The organism is Alcaligenes ammonioxydans (genome assembly GCF_019343455.1).
In the GTDB taxonomy this organism is placed as follows: Bacteria; Pseudomonadota; Gammaproteobacteria; order Burkholderiales; family Burkholderiaceae_B; genus Alcaligenes; species Alcaligenes ammonioxydans.
On record NZ_CP049362.1, the window covers coordinates 718,424 to 734,816 of the forward strand.

The window sequence follows — 16,393 nt, forward strand, 5'->3', positions numbered from 1 at the left end:
TGCAATGGCAGGATGTCGCAGAGCAGGAATAAAACATGGCGCTAAGGCAAACTATCAGTCAGCTTGGTTCTACCTTGATAGGGGCCGTCAGTACTCGATTGGAGCTGTTCGCTCTGGAAGCTGGCCAGCAAAAGGCGAGCCTGATCACGCTGTTTAGCATGGTGTTCGGCGCGCTGCTCTTCTCAACGCTGGCAGTGCTGGTGTTCAGCTTGCTGCTGGCTTTGTATTTCTGGCCGACAGAATATCGCTACTGGGCTCTGGGCGTGTTGGTCGTGCTGTATGCGGGTTTGGGAGTGGGTCTGTTCATGGCGGTACGCCGTCGTTTGACCTCCGGTCCGATTCCTTTTTCGGCCACTTTGTCCGAGTTGCGTCGCGATGTTGCATTTATTGAGCGCTTGCGGGATACCGAAGGAGACGGTAAATGAGCATCAAACAAGAGAGCATGTCTGCCCAGGAGCGGGCTGTGCGTATTGAATTGTTGCGAGTGCGCGCCTCCCTGGAGCGCCAGACTTTATCGTCCCAGGTCCATTCGCTGGGGCAGGACTTAAGCCCTGGCAATTTGTGGAACAGTGTCAAACCTTCTGGTCTGAGCATGGGCGGCGTGGTTAGTAATGCGTTGTCTTTGTCGCGTCGTTATCCGTTTTTGCTCTCCGGTGCATCGGCATTGCTGAGCAGTTTGGGTGGGCGCTGGATGCGGATTGGCGCTCTGGCCCTGGGAGCGTGGAAGTTGTACGACTCGTCCAAATCCGCGCGTGAAAAAGCCCGCAATGTTCTGGTTCCCGTGCGACGCAGTCCCCGCGTGGACGAGTAAGTGGCGCGTATTTTGAAAAACCGGCTCCGGCCGGTTTTTTTTGCGTCTGATCCTGGCTTTGCATTCTGCCCGACTGGTTTTTGAGGGCAGCAGGGCTTATGCTCCCGATAATCAATAATTCCAATTGAACTAGACCCACCCCAGGAGACATCGCCCGTCATGCAGGTGCCATTACTGAATGCGTTAAGAACTTTTACGGTATCGGCGCAAAGGCTGAACTTTACCAAGGCAGCCGAGGATTTGCTGGTCTCCCCCTCAGCGGTCAGCCATCAGATCAAAGTGCTGGAGGAGTATCTGGGCTGCAAACTGTTTTTGCGCAAAAACCGTTCCCTGGAGCTGACGGATCAAGGGCAGTTTCTGTTTGATCGTTTGCAGCGGCCTTTTTACGAGATCAATCAGGCCTTGCGCGAATTGCGTATGCCACACGGCAAAAGCCGCATCAATCTGTCCTTGCGCCCCTTTGTGTCCAGCATGTGGTTTACCAGGCAGCTGTGTGACTTCTGGTTGAAGCACCCGGATATTGAAATTAATTTACTGCATAGCTTGCAGGCGCCGGATTTCTTCAGAGACAACATCAATTTTGCGATTGTCTGGGGCAAGCAGGGGGACTGGCCGCACTTACAGACTTTGCGCATCATCCCCGGTAATTTGACGCCCGTGTGTGCGCCATCGTATTTGCAGGCGCATGGCCAGATTAGGTCTTCGGCAGATCTCAACCAGCATGTGCTGATTCACGAAGAGAATCAACTCTGTTGGGAGCAGTGGTTACGCAAGGCGGCTGGTCAGGAACTGACGGCTAAAAAGAGCTTTCATATCGATGACACGAATGTACGCCTGAATGCGGTTCTGAACGGTCAAGGGGTGATGCTGGGTTGTCCGGCTCTGTTGCAGCCACTGATCGAGAAAAAGGAACTGGTTCAGCTGTTCGATGTTTGTCTGGATGAATACGCGTATTTCCTGGCTTATCCCAAAGAGGCGAATCATAGTCGGCAGGAGCAGGAGTTTGTGGATTGGGTGGCGTCCATTGCAATCCGCTAGGCGGTAGGGTCGGAGCGTTTCCCCGGCTGGCGTTCAGTGATGGGACTTTCTCAGTTTTACTGGGGTTGCCACTGCCACTGCCACTGCCACTGCCACTGCCACTGCCACTGCCACTGCCACTGCCACTGCCACTATCCCTTTGTCCCTAGTCTCTAAGGTAATGCTTGAGGCTTGGGAGGCCGTTCTTGCAACGCATCGGGCTTGTGAGCCCTTTATTGCGCGCTATTTTGCTCACCTCAGGCATGGAGCGGACTTGTCAGCGGCCGTTCCGCAGACCTTGAATCGGGGTTGAGGCCGGACTGGTCGTTCTCAATCCGCAACGATTGCAGCCTTCCGTTTCTCCTTCCTTCGTTTCAACAACAAAAAAAACTCATCGTTCCGTCAAATTTACTCAATTTTCAAGCGCCACTCCCTGTCGCATCATGGGCCTGACCAAATAAAAGCCATTCATGGTGCTCATGCAAACCAGAGGAGATATCGAGATGAATCATGCTGTGCGCTCGCCGATTGCGATTGAAGAATTTGACCGCAGCTATTTTCAGCAGGAAACCGACGAGGTTTTTGCCTTGCCTCCCGAGTGTTTTACCTCGGAAGCGTTTTTTCAGTTTGAACTGAATGCTGTGTGGAAGAAGCAGTGGTTCTGTGTGGGCCGTGCAACCGACATCCCCAATGCCGGTGACTTCTTCACCTTTGATGTAGGCAATGATGCCTTGTTCGCCATTCGCACGCGTGAAGGCGGTATCAATGTCCTGTCCAACGTCTGTCGCCACCGCAATATGCTGTTGCTGGAAGGGGCGGGGAATGTACGTCGCATCAGTTGCCCCCTGCATGCCTGGGTGTACAACATGGAAGGTGAACTGGTTTCGGCTCCCGGCCTGACGGATACTGACGCCAGTTTCGACCCCAAGAGTGTCTGTCTGCCCAAGATCCGCACCGACGTCTGGGAAGGCTTCATCTTCATCAACTATGACGCCACCGCGCCCGCTTTGCATACCCGTCTGGGTAATCTGGGCAAGCAGTTGGCCAACTACCGCATGGCCGAACTGAAGTCCTCGGAACCCTTGAAGATGGAGAGCTTCGACTGGAACTGGAAGATCTTCAATGACGAGTGCTATCACTGCAGCTTTTTGCACGCCTCGTCCTGGGGGGGCATGTATGAAACCAATCCGGACCGGGTGGATGAAACCGCTGTCTTTAATGATGTGCCCAATGGCATTGTGTCCTACAACCTCATCTCCACACATAGAGATGCTGCACCCACCCATACCGGCTCCATTTTGCAGCCGCCCATGGATGGCTTGACCGACCAGGAACGTACCCAGCTTTCCTACGTGACGGTGGCCCCCAACCTGTTGCTGGTGGCCATGCCCGACAAGGTCAAGTATTTCATGTGGTTGCCCAAAAGTGCCCAGCAGTCCACCTATGGTGTGTCCTGGATGTACCCGCAAGCCACGCTGGAGCGTGAGGACCACAAAGAGAAGTTCGATCAGGAACACGACGATCTGTACCCCGTCATGATCGAGGATCTGTTTGCCTGGCGTCGTTCGCATCAAGGCATGCAGTCCAACTTTGCGTCCCGTGGCCGTTTGACCAACGAAGAGCTGGTCATCAAGCGTTTGCAGAACTGGCTGATCGATCTGTACCGCGCCGAAGAGCGTCGTGCGGACGAACAAAGCCGGGTGTTGCCGATCAGAGCGATCGCCTAAGGGAGCAGGAGCCGCATCATGCAGCAAACTTTGCAAACACGCGTGCTGAAGAAAACCAGGCTCTCGGACCGTGTCGTCGGTCTGACCCTGGGTTTGCAAAACGGGGCCGAGTTTCCCGCCTGGGAGCCGGGGGCCCATATTGAGTTGGAGCTGGCGGTCTCGCAGAGCGAGCCGCTATACCGTCAGTATTCCCTGTGTGGCCAGCAGGCCAACACCCGTGAATGGCAGATTGCCGTTCTGAAAGAGGACGCGGGGCGAGGGGGCTCGGCCTACATCCATGAAGTGTTGCAAGAAGGGGATGCGCTGGCTGTCAGTCTGCCGAAAAACCACTTCCCCTTTGCTGCCAACAAGAAGTGCTTTTTTATTGCCGGTGGCATAGGCATCACGCCTATTGTGCCCATGGTTCAGTCGGCTGCAGCCGCTGGCCTGGACTGGCATCTGTTGTATCTGGCCAGAAACGCAGCAGATTTTATTTTTCTGCAAGAACTGCAGCAGGTGGACGGCCAGCGCATCACCACGCATGCCTCCAATCAGGACGGCCTGTTTGATCTGCAAGGAGCATTGAAAGCGCTGGATGCACAAACCGTCGTCTATTCCTGCGGTCCGCAGCCGTTGCTGACGGCCTTGGAAAACTATCAACAGGAACAGGCCGACAGTGGCTGGCAACTGGTGCTGGAGCGTTTCTCGGTAGAGACCGATCCAGCCATGCTGCAGGGCAAGAGCTTTACCGTGACGTTGCAAAAATCGGGCAAACGCATTGCGGTAGCCGGGGATGAAACGATTCTGGCGGCCTTGAAACGGGAAGGCATACGGGTCAAGTGCTCATGCCAGAACGGAACTTGCGGGACTTGTGAAACTGGGGTGATTTCCGGTCTGCCGGAGCATCGTGATTTTGTGCTGTCTGAGCAGGAACGCCAGCTCAATGAAACCATGATGATTTGTGTTTCGCGTGCCGTGTCGGCTGAATTGGTATTGGATCTATAACAATAAACAGGAGAAACACCATGAAGAAAGTGGTGGTTACAGGCGGTTCGGGCCGTGTGGGCTCGTACGTCGTACAGCAATTGATGCAGACCATGGATGTGGTCGTGGCGGACTTAAAGCCCAGCCAGCATCAGGTGTCCTTTGTGCAAACCGATGTGATGGATCTGGACGCGGTTCGTGCCGCGACCAAGGATGCGGACGCGGTTATTCACTTGGCCGCTATCGATTTTGACTGGAAAGCGCCCGAGGAGCAGTACATCAATGTGAATGTACGAGGCACTTGGCATGTACTACAAGCTTGTCGGGAAAATGGCGTAAAAAAAGTGGTGCTGTGTTCCAGCATTTCCGCCTGCGGCCTGTCGGAAATGCGGGCGGACTGGAAGCCCCAGTATCTGCCCGTGGATGAAGCTCACGACAACAAACCTTATCAGGCTTACAGCGTCAGCAAAATCATGATGGAGCAGATGGCCAAGAGTTTCAGCGAGGCCACGGATATGGAGATTATCTGCCTGCGTCCGCTGGCCGTGGTGTTGCCCGAAACCATTCACGAATATATCCAGTTTGTGGACAGCCCCGACCGTAACTGGCTGTTTTATTACATCTGGGCAGCGGACTTGGCACGCGCCTTTGAGGCGGCCGTGAATCTGCAAGGTCTGCGCTACGGCGTGTTTTTCATCAGCGCAGACGATAGTTCCCACCCCCTGGCAACGACAGACTGGTATCAGCAGATTATTGGTCCTGTGCCTGAAATCAAGAACCCGCGCTGGTATCAGAACAATCCTCGTGCTTCTATTTTCAGCAGCCAGGCCGCCAAGGAAATTCTGGGATGGCAGCCAAGTACGGATTTCCAGCACCTGCGTGAGCAATACGCGGTGGAAAAAGACCTGGCCTGAGGGGCCCAGGTACCCATGATGAATAATTTGAACACGGAGACTTGAGCATGACGGGTATTAAAACCGGTACGCTGGATTGGACAGGCGACAACCCTTTTATTTATTTAAAGACCGACCCTGAGCAGGATTGGTCGTCCTTGTCCCTGTATTTTCGCATTGCCAGCTCGGCTTATGGCAGCGGCCAGGCCATTCTGGTTCTGGACAAGCCCTACGAGGACGGACAGGACAATGACGCGCGTTTGCTGATCACGGACAACCAGCCCTTGGCCCACTATCTGGTGCAGGATTTTGTGCGCCATTTCGGCCTGTTTCGCAAGGCGGTGGCGCTGGACAGGTTGCAGGTGTTTGATGACGGCGTTTTTCAGACGGTGAACCGTTTCCCGGAACTGGTCAGCGAGTCTGTGACCTCCGCCCGTGCTGGTCTGACGGTGGAGTTGCAATGGCATCAAATGACGCAACCAGCTATTTGCGTGGATCTGCCGCAAAGCCAGACCCAAACCCAGAAGCACGAAATGATGTGTGTGTTTCACCCGGCGCAGCAAGCCAAGGTGCTGATCAATGGCACGGCCTTGCCGGGCAACACCATCGAGCGTGACTTTAACGGCTCGCGTGCGCAGTCCGCCAGTCTGGCGAACAGCGAGACCTGGGTGCGTGTGGCATAAGGAGACGAGATGGCTCAGCATGTAGAGACACAGGCTCTGGCCGTGATGCCAGCCTGGACGGGGGTGCGGTCCCTGCAATCCATTTTGCCTTCGCAAGACCGCCTGGTCTTGCATGCCGGGCCACCGTTTCGGGATGCGCAGGAACTGCCTGCTGCGATACGAAACTCGGTCCTGATTGGCATACTGTACGAGGGGTGGGCCACGAGCAAGCAAGAGGCGCAAGCCTTGCTGGAGGCGGGCGGCGTGCAACTGGCCCCCGCTCAGGATTATGGGGTGGTCGTGCCGCTGGCCGGCGTTGCGACACCGTCCATGTGCCTGATCGAGGTCAGCGACAGCAATCGGCCCGAGAACAAAAAATACTCGGTGTTCAATGAGGGCATGCAGTGGTGCACCCGACTGGGTATTTTTGCTGATGAGATGGTGCCGCATCTGCGTTGGCTGCATCAGGATTTGGGTGCACGGCTGGCCGCGCAGTTCCAGGGGCCGGTAGAACTGGCACCCATCGTTCAGGCGTCCTTGCTAAATGGTGATGATGGCCATGCGCGGACCCTGCATGCTTCCCGGCAACTGGCCGACATTATTGTCTCCTGGGGCATCAATGATGAGGCCAGTCAGACTTTCCTGCATGGCGCGATGGCCTGGGCATTGAATTACTGGATGGCGGCCAGCGCGCTGATCCTGGCATATCAGACACCTGCCGATGGCGCTAACGCCATTGTTAAAGTGGGGGGCAATGGTTTGCGTTTTGGTTTGCAGCTGGCCGGCTCCACGAGCTGGTTGGTGACGGATGCTCCTGTCATTGCGGGCAATAAAGAGCCCGGCCATGAGCAGGCGAACGCACTGGGTGCCTTGGGTGACAGTGCCGTGGTGGATTTTGTGGGGCTGGGTGGTCAGTGTCTGGATCTGGCCAGTCTCAGTGCCAGAAATCTGCAGGCATTCCTGCCCTCGGATTATCTGACGCGTCAAAGTTTGTTCTTGAAGACTTGCTTGCCTTTTCTGGCCGGACGCCCCGGCATTACCGATTTTGCGCAAGTGATTGCCAGCAATACCGGACCGTTGGTGCTGCTGGGCATGATTGACGGTGCTGGCGAGCGTGGTCGTGTTGGCGGCGGGGTGGCGACGGTGGATGCCTCTTTATTGCAGGCTCTCAAGGAGTGGCACAATGAAACGACAGTGGTTTAAGCTGCCTTTGCATCAATTGCTGCATGCTCTGCATTCGGGTCAGGCCAGTCTGCCCGAGATCGTGGCCTCGTTCTATGAGCGTATCGCCCTACGTGATGACAAGATCGGCGCCTGGCAGTATTTGATTGATCAAGAAGACTATCTGGCCGAATACGAAAGTCGCAGCGATTTTTATAAGGCCTCGCCCTTGATGGGCCTGCCCTTTGCGGTCAAGGACGTGATTGACACGGCGGGCATTCCCACCAGCATGGGATCGGCCATTCACCAGGATCGGATTCCAGACATGGATGCTTCCTGTGTTACCGCAATCAAAGCGGCAGGCGGCATCTTGATGGGCAAGACGGTCACGACCGAGTTTGCTTACTTTCAGGCAGGCAAGACAAACAACCCGCATGATGCCGAGCGCACACCCGGTGGTTCGTCCAGCGGCTCTGCTGCCGCTGTCGCTGATTTCATGGTGCCGGTCGCCTTTGGCACACAGACGGCGGCCTCGGTCATACGACCCGCCTCTTATTGCGGTTGCACAGGCTATGTAGGCACCCGCAATGAGTTTTCCTTACGCAATATTCAGCCCTTGGCGCAGTCGCTGGATTCGCTGGGGATACTCAGCAATGATGTGCTGGATACGCTTTTGCTGCGTAATCTGCTATTGCACAAACCGTTGAATCTGGCGGCGCCAGGCACCCAGAGCAGCAGTGTGTTCGCGATGTTTACCGGCCAGGCACTGGGCGAGGTTCAAGACAAGATGCTGGAGACCCTCCAGGCCTGCCAGCAGGATCTGATCGGGCAGGGGCATCAGTGTGTGGATTTTCCCTTGCAGGACAGCATTGTTGAGCTGACGTCATTGCACGCCCAGATCATGGCTTATGAGGTGGCGCGCAATCTGGTGTATGAACAACAGCACCATGACAGCTTGAGTGCCCATGTGCAGTCCTTGATTCGTACGGGACTGGCTTTTCCCTACAAGGACTACATCGCGGCCTTGCGGCGGGCGGATACACTCAAACAGCGGCTGCTGGACTGGTTCGAACAGGCAGGGGCGGATTTCATCCTGGCACCTGCGGCAGCAGGGATAGCGCCTTGTAAAACCGATGGCACCGGGGCGCCATTCATGAGCCGGGCCTGGCAACTGTTGGGCTTGCCCGTGGTCTCCCTGCCTTTGGGTTATGCCCAGAAAATGCCGATGGGCTTGCAGTTGATCGGCAAGCCGCATCAGGATGATGATTTGCTGCTGCAGGCGCTGCAGTTTCAGCAACATTTTCTAAGTACGGATTCGGTTCTGGCCGTGTAATTTCCTGTTTTCTTTTTTCTTTTGAACGCTCTGTTTTTACAGAGCGTTTTTTTTGACGCTGCGCTTTTACAGTTTAGGCAGTAAGTATTTTTCCAATAAGCACTTCAAACCGTAGAGTGCTCCGCCGATAATCGCCGCAATGGCCAGAAAGTCGGCGCTGAACACACTTTGTTCCTTATCGGCCAGTTCCATATAGATGTGTTCGTTAGCGGGTCGCGCGTAGGTCATGGGAATGGAAGGCCTGGGCAAGTCCGCCTGCAGGACCAGATAGTTGCCATTCGGGCCTGCCTGCAACAGAAGCGTGTCGACCGGGGTGGGGGCCAAACCATTGCTGTTCCCCAGTTCGCACAGTGTCCGGGCTCCTTGCGCCCAGTTGTCCTGGCTGTCCGGACAGTAGGCCTGAATGCTGTAGCCGTTGCTGAACTGCACCGTCAGCCACCCTTGGACGTGCGAGGCGGGGTCGCTGCTTACAGTTACGTTGGTCAGGCTGACAGTGGTCATGGTGCAAATTCCTTGGCAGTGCAAACGCGCTTTTCAGTCTGCTTAGGGCAAGGACTCAGTCTATATTTGATGCGCGCTTCAACAGGCTATTCTATAGAAGCTGGCATGGGAATATGGCTTTAGGTATAGATAGAATCACCTTGAGAAGACTGGCTTTTAATGTAAATCAAATTGTTTCGTAAAAAAAACAGCCCTGCAAAGCAGGGCTGTTGATAGCGGAAAGCTGGCAGAAAGAGGGAAAGCCTAGCTGGCGCTTGCCTTGCCCATGTTGATAGCCGGTTTGGCATCATGGGCCGGTTCGGTGTGATAGCGACGTAGCGGCTTGTTGGCCGTTTCGGGCATCAGAACCGTAACCCAGAAAAAGCACAATACCGCGACGATCGTGACGTAAAAAGCCGGAGCCAGGTAGCTGCCAGTCTGGGTGGTCAGCCAGATGGCCAGGTAGGGCGCCGTACCGCCAAAAATGGCGAAGGTGATGTTGTAGCACATGCTGGAGGCGGTATAGCGCATGTCGGTGGGGAACATCTCCGAGAGCAAGGTCACGGCCACGACACTGGCGGCCACCTGCCCGATACCAATGATCAGCATGCCGAAAATGGCCGCTTCCAGGGACGCTCCTTTGCTGACGATCATGTAGGCCGGTATGGTGAACAGTGCATGCCAGACAGCGGCAAACTGCATCATGCGACGGCGGCCCACCCGGTCCGAGATCACGCCGGCAATGGGGGTCAGGGCGGTGACAAACAGCAGGGCCACCATGTTCGCGGTCAGGGACTGGACCGAGGACAAGCCAATGACCGTGCGCAAAAAGGTGTTCATGTAGGTGGAGAAGATATAGAAAGACAGGGCGTACAGCACAATGAAGCCGCCCAGCTTCACAATATTGGAACCCTCTGCCTTGAATACCTGGGAGGCGCTGTAGCTGAGCTGCCCTTTCTTCTCTGCACGCATCTGTTGAAACTCGGGCGATTCGGCCAGATGATCGCGGATGAAGAAGGCCACAATACCCATGGGGATGGCCAGCAGGAAGATGATCCTCCAGCCCCAGTCACCCATGGCGTCGGTACCCACAATCGCAGCCAGACCGGCACTGATACCGGCAGCCAGTGCAAATGCAAAGTACGTGGCGCCAGACATGGCCCAGGCGTAGGAATTACGCTTGTTCATGGGGCTGTGCTCAACCGTGTAGATGGTGGCGCCTGTGTATTCGCCACCGGCCGACAGCCCCTGGATACAGCGGATGATAATCAGCAAAACCGGTGCCCAGATACCAATACTGTCATAAGTTGGAATCATGCCAATGGCCGCGGTCGAGCCGGACATCAGCAAGACGGTCAGGGCCAGGATTTTCTTGCGGCCAATCCGGTCGCCCAGTCTGCCGAAATAGATGCCGCCTAGAGGCCGCACAATAAAGGACACCAGGAATACCGCAAAGGTGGCCAGCAAGCCGGCCATCTTGTCTTCCGAAGGGAAGAAGTTCTGTGCAATGTAAACGGCCATATAGCCGAACAAGGCAAAGTCAAACCATTCAACGATCGTGCCGGCCGCTGAACCCATCATTACTTTTTTAATGTGACCGGTCTCGGTATGTTCCGATTCGGCCACCGTGTTTGCCCTTTGCATACTTATGTCTCCTCAAGTATTGGGACTATCTGTTTTTTGAAATCAAACCCTGTGGGGGTAGCTGGTTTTTTATTATTTACTGGCGTGTGTGGCTGTCTTTTATTCGTATTGGTATTGGTTGGATGCTCGATCAGAGCACCGGCTGCAACAGGATGAGTTCCTCCTTTTTGTAGGGCTGGGCATCCGGTCCTGGCCTGCTTGCAAAGCGCCATCCAGTGCGTGCTAGATAAGCTAATCCTCTGCCAATCGCTTGTCCATTCACTATTCACGCACTATTATTGACCGCGATGTTATCAATCTAAAATATGAGCAAAATCATGATTCCCGCACGCCTGGATTTGCATCATCTGCGGGCCTTTAAAACGGTGGCCGAACAGTTGCATTTCAAAAAGGCGGCCGAGCTGCTGCATATCACGCAGCCAGGGCTGACGCGCATCATCAAAAAGCTGGAAGATGATTTGCAGGTGGATCTGTTTGAGCGCAGCACCCGCCAGGTCCGGCTCACGGCGGCTGGTTTTTTGCTGCTGCAGGAAATTGAACAGGTGTTCGTGCATCTGGAGCGCGGCATCGAGTTGGCTCAGAAAGCCAAGTTTGGCGATATTGGGCATCTGATCATTGCCTACAATGACTATGCGGTGCAGGACGTGCTGCCCAGAACGCTGGAACATTTCAAGCAGCAATATTCAAACATCACAACCGATTTGTTATATATGCCCACGCAGCAGCAAATTCAGGGCTTGCAGCAAGGCAGTCTGGACCTGGGTTTTGGCTTTGCCTTCTCGGATGATCCCGAAGAGCTGGGCGTGCAGTGGAAGCCTGTGTGTCATGATGACCCGATTGTGCTGTTGCAAAGCGATCATCCCTTGGCCCGGGAAAAGTCCATCCCCTTGGTCGAGCTGGCCCATGAGCGGTTTGTGGTGGGCAGCAAGACACACTGGCAGGTCTGGCGCCGCTACTTTTATTCATTGTGCCGACATGCCGGTTTTCACCCCAACTCTGTGCAGGAAGCCAGCACTATTACCGGCATCATGAGCATGGTGGCGGCCAATATTGGCATCGCCATTTTGTCGCAATCCTTGCGCAAATATGTACACCGTGATCTGGTGGCGATTGATCTGGATTTGTCCGGGCAGCATCCGCAATCCTTTATCAACATCATGTGGCAGGAAAGCAATGCCAATCCTTGCGTGCCTTTATTCATCCAGACCATTACCTCAGAGCTGATGACGGCGCGAGCCTGAGGCTTGAGTATTTCTCATGGACCCTTGATGAGCGGTCATGATGCAGGGCGGGCTGTTTTGCTACAGTGCAGTTTTTAAACCCGTCCCCTGCTATGAGTACTTCCACAATACAGTTTGGCCTGGATCACGTCATGCTACGTGTGCTGGACCTGGACCGATCGCTGGCTTTTTATCGCGATGTTCTGGGCATGCAGGTAGTGCGTCACACGGATTATGAATCCGGCCGTTTCACCAATGTCTTTCTCAGCTTTGACCCGAGCACGCAGTCCAGCCTGGAACTGACCTGGAACTGGGATCAAGACGAACCTTATGAAAAAGGCGGGGCGTTCGGTCATCTGGCCCTGATGGTCAGGGACGTGCGTCAGGCAGTGGATTATCTGCAGGAGCAGGGGGTCAGAATTAAAACCCCACCCAAGCAGATGAGTCATGGCAAACGTACGATTGCTTTCGTATTTGATCCCGACGACTACCTGATTGAGCTGGTGGAGCCGCTGGCTTAGGCCTGACCGGCGCATTGGGAAGGCCAGGCGGCCGGCCTGCTTGGTGTGCCGGCTTAATGCACCCAATAAAACAAAGACCATGCACCGTTGCGGTGATGGTCTTTGTTGCGTTTGATGTGTACGGGCTAAACGCGCGCTCTGCCTTACAGCCCTAGCGAGCCCCACATGTCATCCACTTTCTTTTTGGTGGACTCATCCATTTTGATCGGCGTGCCCCATTCGCGCTGGGTTTCTCCCGGCCACTTGTTGGTGGCATCCATGCCCATCTTGCCACCCAGTCCCGAGACGGGCGAAGCAAAGTCCAGGTAGTCGATAGGGGTGTTCTCGACCAGCACAGTATCGCGCACCGGGTCCATGCGGGTGGTCATGGCCCAGATCACTTCCTTCCAGTCGCGGGTGTTGACGTCCTCGTCCACGACCACGATGAACTTGGTGTACATGAACTGGCGCAGAATGCTCCAGACCCCGAACATCACGCGTTTGGCGTGGCCCGCGTACTGCTTGCGTATGGACACCACAGCCAGGCGGTAGCTGCAGCCTTCGGGTGGCAGATAGAAGTCCACGATTTCGGGCAGTTGCTTGCGCAGCAACGGTACAAAGACTTCGTTCAGCGCGACACCCAGAACAGCAGGCTCATCAGGTGGTTTGCCGGTATAGGTGCTGTGATAGATCGGGTTGCGACGCATGGTAATGCGCTCGACCGTAAAGACCGGGAACCAGTCCTGCTCATTGTAGTAACCAGTGTGGTCGCCATAAGGGCCTTCCAGCGCCATTTCGTAGTGGCTGTCGGCAGGCGGTTTCATGCCGTCAGGCACGTCGGGTGTCAGGGCCTCCGGGTGATTGCTGGGCAGGATATGGCCTTCCAGCACAATTTCGGCCCAGGCAGGCACGGACAAGTCGCTGCCCAGTGCCTTGGCAACTTCGGTGCGTGAGCCGCGCAACAGCCCGGCAAACTGATATTCGGACAGGCTGTCCGGGACAGGTGTGACCGCCCCCAGAATGGTGGCTGGGTCTGTCCCCAGAGCAACCGCAATCGGGAAGGGTTTGCCGGGATTTGTCAGGGCGTGGTCGCGAAAGTCCAGTGCTCCGCCGCGATGGGACAGCCAGCGCATGATCAGCTTGTTGCGACCAATCAGTTGCTGGCGGTAAATGCCCAGATTCTGGCGCTTGGCATGTGGGCCTTTGGTAATGACCAGACCCCAGGTCAACAAGGGAGCGACGTCACCAGGCCAGCACAGTTGCAAGGGAATCTGGTTCAGGTCCACATCCTTGCCTTCCAGTACGACTTCCTGGCAGGCAGGAGAGCGTACGTGCTTGGGGCTCATGTCCCACAAGGCGGATTTGAGCATGGACACTTTGGACAGTGCATCGCGCATGCCGGTGGGGGCTTGCGGCTCTTTCAGATTGGCCAGTAGTTCGCCTGTGTCGCGTAATGCCGACACCTCTTGCGCGCCCATCCCCCAGGCAACGCGTTGCGGCGTACCGAACAAATTGGCCAGGACCGGCATGGCGGCCTTGACGCCTTGATGCTGGGCATTCTCAAACAAGAGTGCCGGTCCACCGGCACGCAGTACCCGGTCACTGATTTCAGTCATTTCCAGCGAGGTGGAAACGGGCTGCGTAATCCGCTTCAGATCGCCCCTGGCTTCCAGTTGGGCAATAAAGTCTCTCAAGTCACGGTATTTCACAGAAGAACGGGGCTCCGCTTGCAGATATTTTGGTTAAGACCTTGAACAGGTTCTAAGGTTAACATCGGGCAGTTAGCAATACTAAGGATGAACCCATGGGCTTCCAAGATATGGACTATGTACTTAGTCGCTCAGCCCGTACCCTGACGTATCGCATCGGCGAGTTTGTACATGTGTGTGCCATGTATCTGGGCATAGCCGTACTGGTGACGATTGCAGCCTGTGTGGTTGTACCTTCCATGCGTGCTCAGTTTAACCAGCTTTATACCGGTCTCGTGCAAACCCTGCGCCCCGAGGCGGTGAAATACGATGCGTACAGTCTGGCGGTCTGGCCGGCAGACACGAGTCAGCCGGCCCTGTCTGAAGATGACCAGGATTTGACCCAGACGGAACAGCAGCAGGCGGTTTCTGCCTATCAGGGCTTTATGAAAAATCTGCGTGCCTCGGTGACGGGGCAGCCCATCGCAGGCGTGACAGCCGCCCAGCAGCAGGCCTTGCGCAGCTACCTGGCGCGCAAGTACAAGATCGCCTATTCGGTATCCGGGGCCCTGATCCACACGGCTTTTATTGTGGGCAAGGAAAAGAACCTGGACCCGCAACTGATTCTGGCCGTCATCGCCATTGAGTCACGTTACAACCCCTATGCAGAAAGTCATGTGGGGGCCCAAGGGCTAATGCAGGTCATGACTAAAGTCCATAAAGAGAAGTTTGATATCTATATGGAGGGCACGCTGGCGGTATTGAGCCCTGAGGCCAATATCCGGGTGGGCGGTCAGATTTTGTCCGACTGTATCCGTCGCCGTGGTTCCATTGAAGGGGGACTAGCCTGTTATGTGGGGGCCACCGGCCCCAGCGATGGTGGTTACGGGGCCAAAGTGCTGGCAGAGCGTCGCCGTATTGCCCTGGCCTCCGGTATCCCGGTCCGGACACGCTAGGCGGTCCGGATGGGAGGTAACGAGTGTCTGGGCGTCTGAGGGCCGGGCCCAGAGCGGGGCTTAGCGGCCCAGGAACTGGCTCAGACGACTGATTGCCTCTTGCAGACGGTCCATGCCGGTGGCATAGGACAGGCGCAAGGTATAGGGCGCGTGAGCGGTGCCAAAGTCTCGGCCCGGTACCGCTGCCACACCGGCCTCGTGCAGCAATTGCTGCGAGAACGCATCGCTGTCCTGGCTGTATTCACGGATATCCGTATAGATATAGAAAGCGCCATCCGGGCGGACAGGCACGCGCAGACCCAGACGCTCCAGCTCGGGCAGCAGGTAGTCCCGCCGTTGCTTGAAAGCCAGACGGCGTTCTTCGTAGATCGCCATGGTTTCCGGCTCAAAGCAGGCCAGGGCGGCATGCTGGGCCAGTGAGGGGGCGCAGATTGCCAGGCTGGCGGCCATGCGCTCGCAGGCTTCGGTCATCCAGGAGGGCAGGATCAGCCAGCCCAGACGCCAGCCCGTCATGTGGAAGTACTTGGAAAAGCTGTTAATAACAATAATGTCCTGATCCAAGGTCAAGGCGCTGAGGGGCGCCTGTTCGTAAAACAGACCCAGATAAATCTCGTCCATGATGATAAAGCCATCACGGGCGCGCACTTCCTTGATCAGCTCTTGCAGGGCTGGGCGGGAAATTGTGGCACCTGTCGGATTGTTGGGCGAGGCAATCAGCACGCCGCGCGTGTTGGGACCCCAATGATCGCGAATGTGCTGGGCGCTCAGTTGAAAGCGTCCTTCTGCCGAGGCGGGGATCAGACGGGCTGTGCCGCCCGCTGCCATGATGAAGTTCTGGTTGGCCGGGTAGGAGGGGTCGGGCATCAGCACTTCATCGCCGGGATTGATCAGGGCCAGGGTCGCCAGTGACAGGGCGCCCGAAGCCCCTGCCGTGACCACGATGCGAGACGGGTCGACACGGGCCTGGAACTGCTGTTCGTAATACAGGGCGATGCGCTCGCGCAAGGCGCTCAAGCCCGCTGGGGCGGTGTACTGGCCCAGGCCTTGATTGCTGGCCTGATGCAGCGCATCGACCACGGCTTGCGGGGCGGTAAAGTCCGGTTCACCTATGCCCAGGCTGATAATGTCGCGGCCCGTGGCCTTTAAGGCATTGGCCTGTTTGAAGAGTTCAACAGCATGAAAAGGAAGAACGTGTTCGGTACGACTGGCGAGGCGGGACATACGGCAAATCTCGGGTAAAAAGTGTATTGTAGGACCTTGCTCAAAAGGGCGTCAGGTGGCTGTGGCAGGTGCGCATGCTCAAGAAGGGTGCAAGCCGGCGGGCCAGTTGGCCTCAAG

16 protein-coding genes are annotated in these 16,393 nt (G+C 56.0%); 12 read left to right on the forward strand and 4 right to left on the reverse strand.

What is annotated here, in order from left to right; genetic code table 11:
• The first annotated feature begins 35 nt into the window (after positions 1-35).
• The 9 genes from FE795_RS03305 to FE795_RS03345 all read left to right on the forward strand — a co-directional run bounded on the left by FE795_RS03305 (position 36) and on the right by FE795_RS03345 (position 8,567).
• Positions 36-425: a phage holin family protein gene (locus FE795_RS03305; RefSeq protein WP_039943748.1), complete on the forward strand. Its 390-nt coding sequence runs from the start codon at positions 36-38 to the stop codon at positions 423-425.
• Positions 422-811 carry a hypothetical protein gene (locus tag FE795_RS03310; protein WP_003803681.1) on the forward strand — a complete coding sequence of 130 codons (390 nt, stop codon included), beginning with the start codon at positions 422-424 and terminating at the stop codon, positions 809-811. The genes FE795_RS03305 and FE795_RS03310 overlap by 4 nt, the downstream gene beginning before the upstream one ends.
• A 159-nt stretch (positions 812-970) precedes the next feature.
• Positions 971-1,849, forward strand: a complete 879-nt coding sequence (locus FE795_RS03315) for a LysR substrate-binding domain-containing protein (protein ID WP_003803680.1) — start codon at positions 971-973, stop codon at positions 1,847-1,849.
• A 482-nt stretch (positions 1,850-2,331) separates the two neighbouring features.
• On the forward strand, positions 2,332-3,555 hold the full coding sequence (locus FE795_RS03320) for an aromatic ring-hydroxylating oxygenase subunit alpha (RefSeq protein ID WP_219235672.1): 1,224 nt from the start codon (positions 2,332-2,334) through the stop codon (positions 3,553-3,555).
• 18 nt (positions 3,556-3,573) lie between these two features.
• Positions 3,574-4,539 carry a PDR/VanB family oxidoreductase gene (locus tag FE795_RS03325; protein ID WP_219235674.1) on the forward strand — a complete coding sequence of 322 codons (966 nt, stop codon included), beginning with the start codon at positions 3,574-3,576 and terminating at the stop codon, positions 4,537-4,539.
• 20 nt (positions 4,540-4,559) lie between these two features.
• Entirely contained in the window at positions 4,560-5,432 is an 873-nt protein-coding gene (locus FE795_RS03330) for an NAD-dependent epimerase/dehydratase family protein (RefSeq protein WP_003803672.1), read from the forward strand.
• 47 nt (positions 5,433-5,479) lie between these two features.
• Entirely contained in the window at positions 5,480-6,094 is a 615-nt protein-coding gene (locus FE795_RS03335; RefSeq protein ID WP_003803670.1) for a hypothetical protein, read from the forward strand.
• Positions 6,095-6,103: 9 nt separating this feature from the next.
• Positions 6,104-7,276 carry an oxamate carbamoyltransferase subunit AllG family protein gene (locus FE795_RS03340; RefSeq protein WP_219235676.1) on the forward strand — a complete coding sequence of 391 codons (1,173 nt, stop codon included), beginning with the start codon at positions 6,104-6,106 and terminating at the stop codon, positions 7,274-7,276.
• A complete protein-coding gene (locus FE795_RS03345) occupies positions 7,257-8,567 on the forward strand; it encodes an amidase (protein WP_219235678.1) in 1,311 nt (436 codons plus the stop codon). The genes FE795_RS03340 and FE795_RS03345 overlap by 20 nt, the downstream gene beginning before the upstream one ends.
• A gap of 66 nt (positions 8,568-8,633) precedes the next feature.
• Here FE795_RS03345 and FE795_RS03350 read toward each other — a convergent pair whose 3' ends face one another.
• Positions 8,634-9,068: a hypothetical protein gene (locus tag FE795_RS03350; protein WP_003803663.1), complete on the reverse strand. Its 435-nt coding sequence runs from the start codon at positions 9,066-9,068 to the stop codon at positions 8,634-8,636.
• 243 nt (positions 9,069-9,311) lie between these two features.
• The gene (locus FE795_RS03355) at positions 9,312-10,691 is read right to left on the reverse strand and encodes an MFS transporter (protein WP_003803661.1); all 1,380 of its coding nucleotides are present in this window, start codon (positions 10,689-10,691) and stop codon (positions 9,312-9,314) included.
• Between the two features lie 317 nt (positions 10,692-11,008).
• On the opposite strand from FE795_RS03355, the gene FE795_RS03360 reads away from it, so the two are divergent.
• Together FE795_RS03360 and gloA are read left to right on the forward strand one after the other, a co-directional pair.
• A complete protein-coding gene (locus FE795_RS03360; protein ID WP_230406254.1) occupies positions 11,009-11,932 on the forward strand; it encodes a LysR family transcriptional regulator in 924 nt (307 codons plus the stop codon).
• 92 nt (positions 11,933-12,024) lie between these two features.
• Positions 12,025-12,432, forward strand: a complete 408-nt coding sequence (gene gloA, locus FE795_RS03365) for a lactoylglutathione lyase (protein ID WP_219235680.1) — start codon at positions 12,025-12,027, stop codon at positions 12,430-12,432.
• Positions 12,433-12,575: 143 nt separating this feature from the next.
• On the opposite strand, the gene FE795_RS03370 is transcribed toward gloA, so the two are convergent.
• Entirely contained in the window at positions 12,576-14,120 is a 1,545-nt protein-coding gene (locus FE795_RS03370) for a UbiD family decarboxylase (protein ID WP_219235681.1), read from the reverse strand.
• 95 nt (positions 14,121-14,215) lie between these two features.
• Between FE795_RS03370 and FE795_RS03375 the strand changes: the two genes are divergently transcribed.
• Positions 14,216-15,055 carry a lytic transglycosylase domain-containing protein gene (locus FE795_RS03375; RefSeq protein WP_219235683.1) on the forward strand — a complete coding sequence of 280 codons (840 nt, stop codon included), beginning with the start codon at positions 14,216-14,218 and terminating at the stop codon, positions 15,053-15,055.
• A gap of 60 nt (positions 15,056-15,115) precedes the next feature.
• On the opposite strand, the gene FE795_RS03380 is transcribed toward FE795_RS03375, so the two are convergent.
• Positions 15,116-16,276: a pyridoxal phosphate-dependent aminotransferase gene (locus FE795_RS03380; protein WP_219235685.1), complete on the reverse strand. Its 1,161-nt coding sequence runs from the start codon at positions 16,274-16,276 to the stop codon at positions 15,116-15,118.
• Between the last annotated feature and the right edge of the window lie 117 nt (positions 16,277-16,393).

Coding starts and splice junctions, on each gene's coding strand:
- FE795_RS03375 (WP_219235683.1), top strand. CDS start 14,216: ATGGGCTTCCAAGATATGGACTATGTACTTAGTCGCTCAGCCCGTACC.
- FE795_RS03380 (WP_219235685.1), bottom strand. CDS start 16,276: ATGTCCCGCCTCGCCAGTCGTACCGAACACGTTCTTCCTTTTCATGCT.
- FE795_RS03355 (WP_003803661.1), bottom strand. CDS start 10,691: ATGCAAAGGGCAAACACGGTGGCCGAATCGGAACATACCGAGACCGGT.
- FE795_RS03360 (WP_230406254.1), top strand. CDS start 11,009: ATGATTCCCGCACGCCTGGATTTGCATCATCTGCGGGCCTTTAAAACG.
- FE795_RS03335 (WP_003803670.1), top strand. CDS start 5,480: ATGACGGGTATTAAAACCGGTACGCTGGATTGGACAGGCGACAACCCT.
- FE795_RS03345 (WP_219235678.1), top strand. CDS start 7,257: ATGAAACGACAGTGGTTTAAGCTGCCTTTGCATCAATTGCTGCATGCT.
- FE795_RS03350 (WP_003803663.1), bottom strand. CDS start 9,068: ATGACCACTGTCAGCCTGACCAACGTAACTGTAAGCAGCGACCCCGCC.
- FE795_RS03330 (WP_003803672.1), top strand. CDS start 4,560: ATGAAGAAAGTGGTGGTTACAGGCGGTTCGGGCCGTGTGGGCTCGTAC.
- FE795_RS03315 (WP_003803680.1), top strand. CDS start 971: ATGCAGGTGCCATTACTGAATGCGTTAAGAACTTTTACGGTATCGGCG.
- FE795_RS03320 (WP_219235672.1), top strand. CDS start 2,332: ATGAATCATGCTGTGCGCTCGCCGATTGCGATTGAAGAATTTGACCGC.
- FE795_RS03310 (WP_003803681.1), top strand. CDS start 422: ATGAGCATCAAACAAGAGAGCATGTCTGCCCAGGAGCGGGCTGTGCGT.
- FE795_RS03325 (WP_219235674.1), top strand. CDS start 3,574: ATGCAGCAAACTTTGCAAACACGCGTGCTGAAGAAAACCAGGCTCTCG.
- FE795_RS03340 (WP_219235676.1), top strand. CDS start 6,104: ATGGCTCAGCATGTAGAGACACAGGCTCTGGCCGTGATGCCAGCCTGG.
- gloA (WP_219235680.1), top strand. CDS start 12,025: ATGAGTACTTCCACAATACAGTTTGGCCTGGATCACGTCATGCTACGT.
- FE795_RS03305 (WP_039943748.1), top strand. CDS start 36: ATGGCGCTAAGGCAAACTATCAGTCAGCTTGGTTCTACCTTGATAGGG.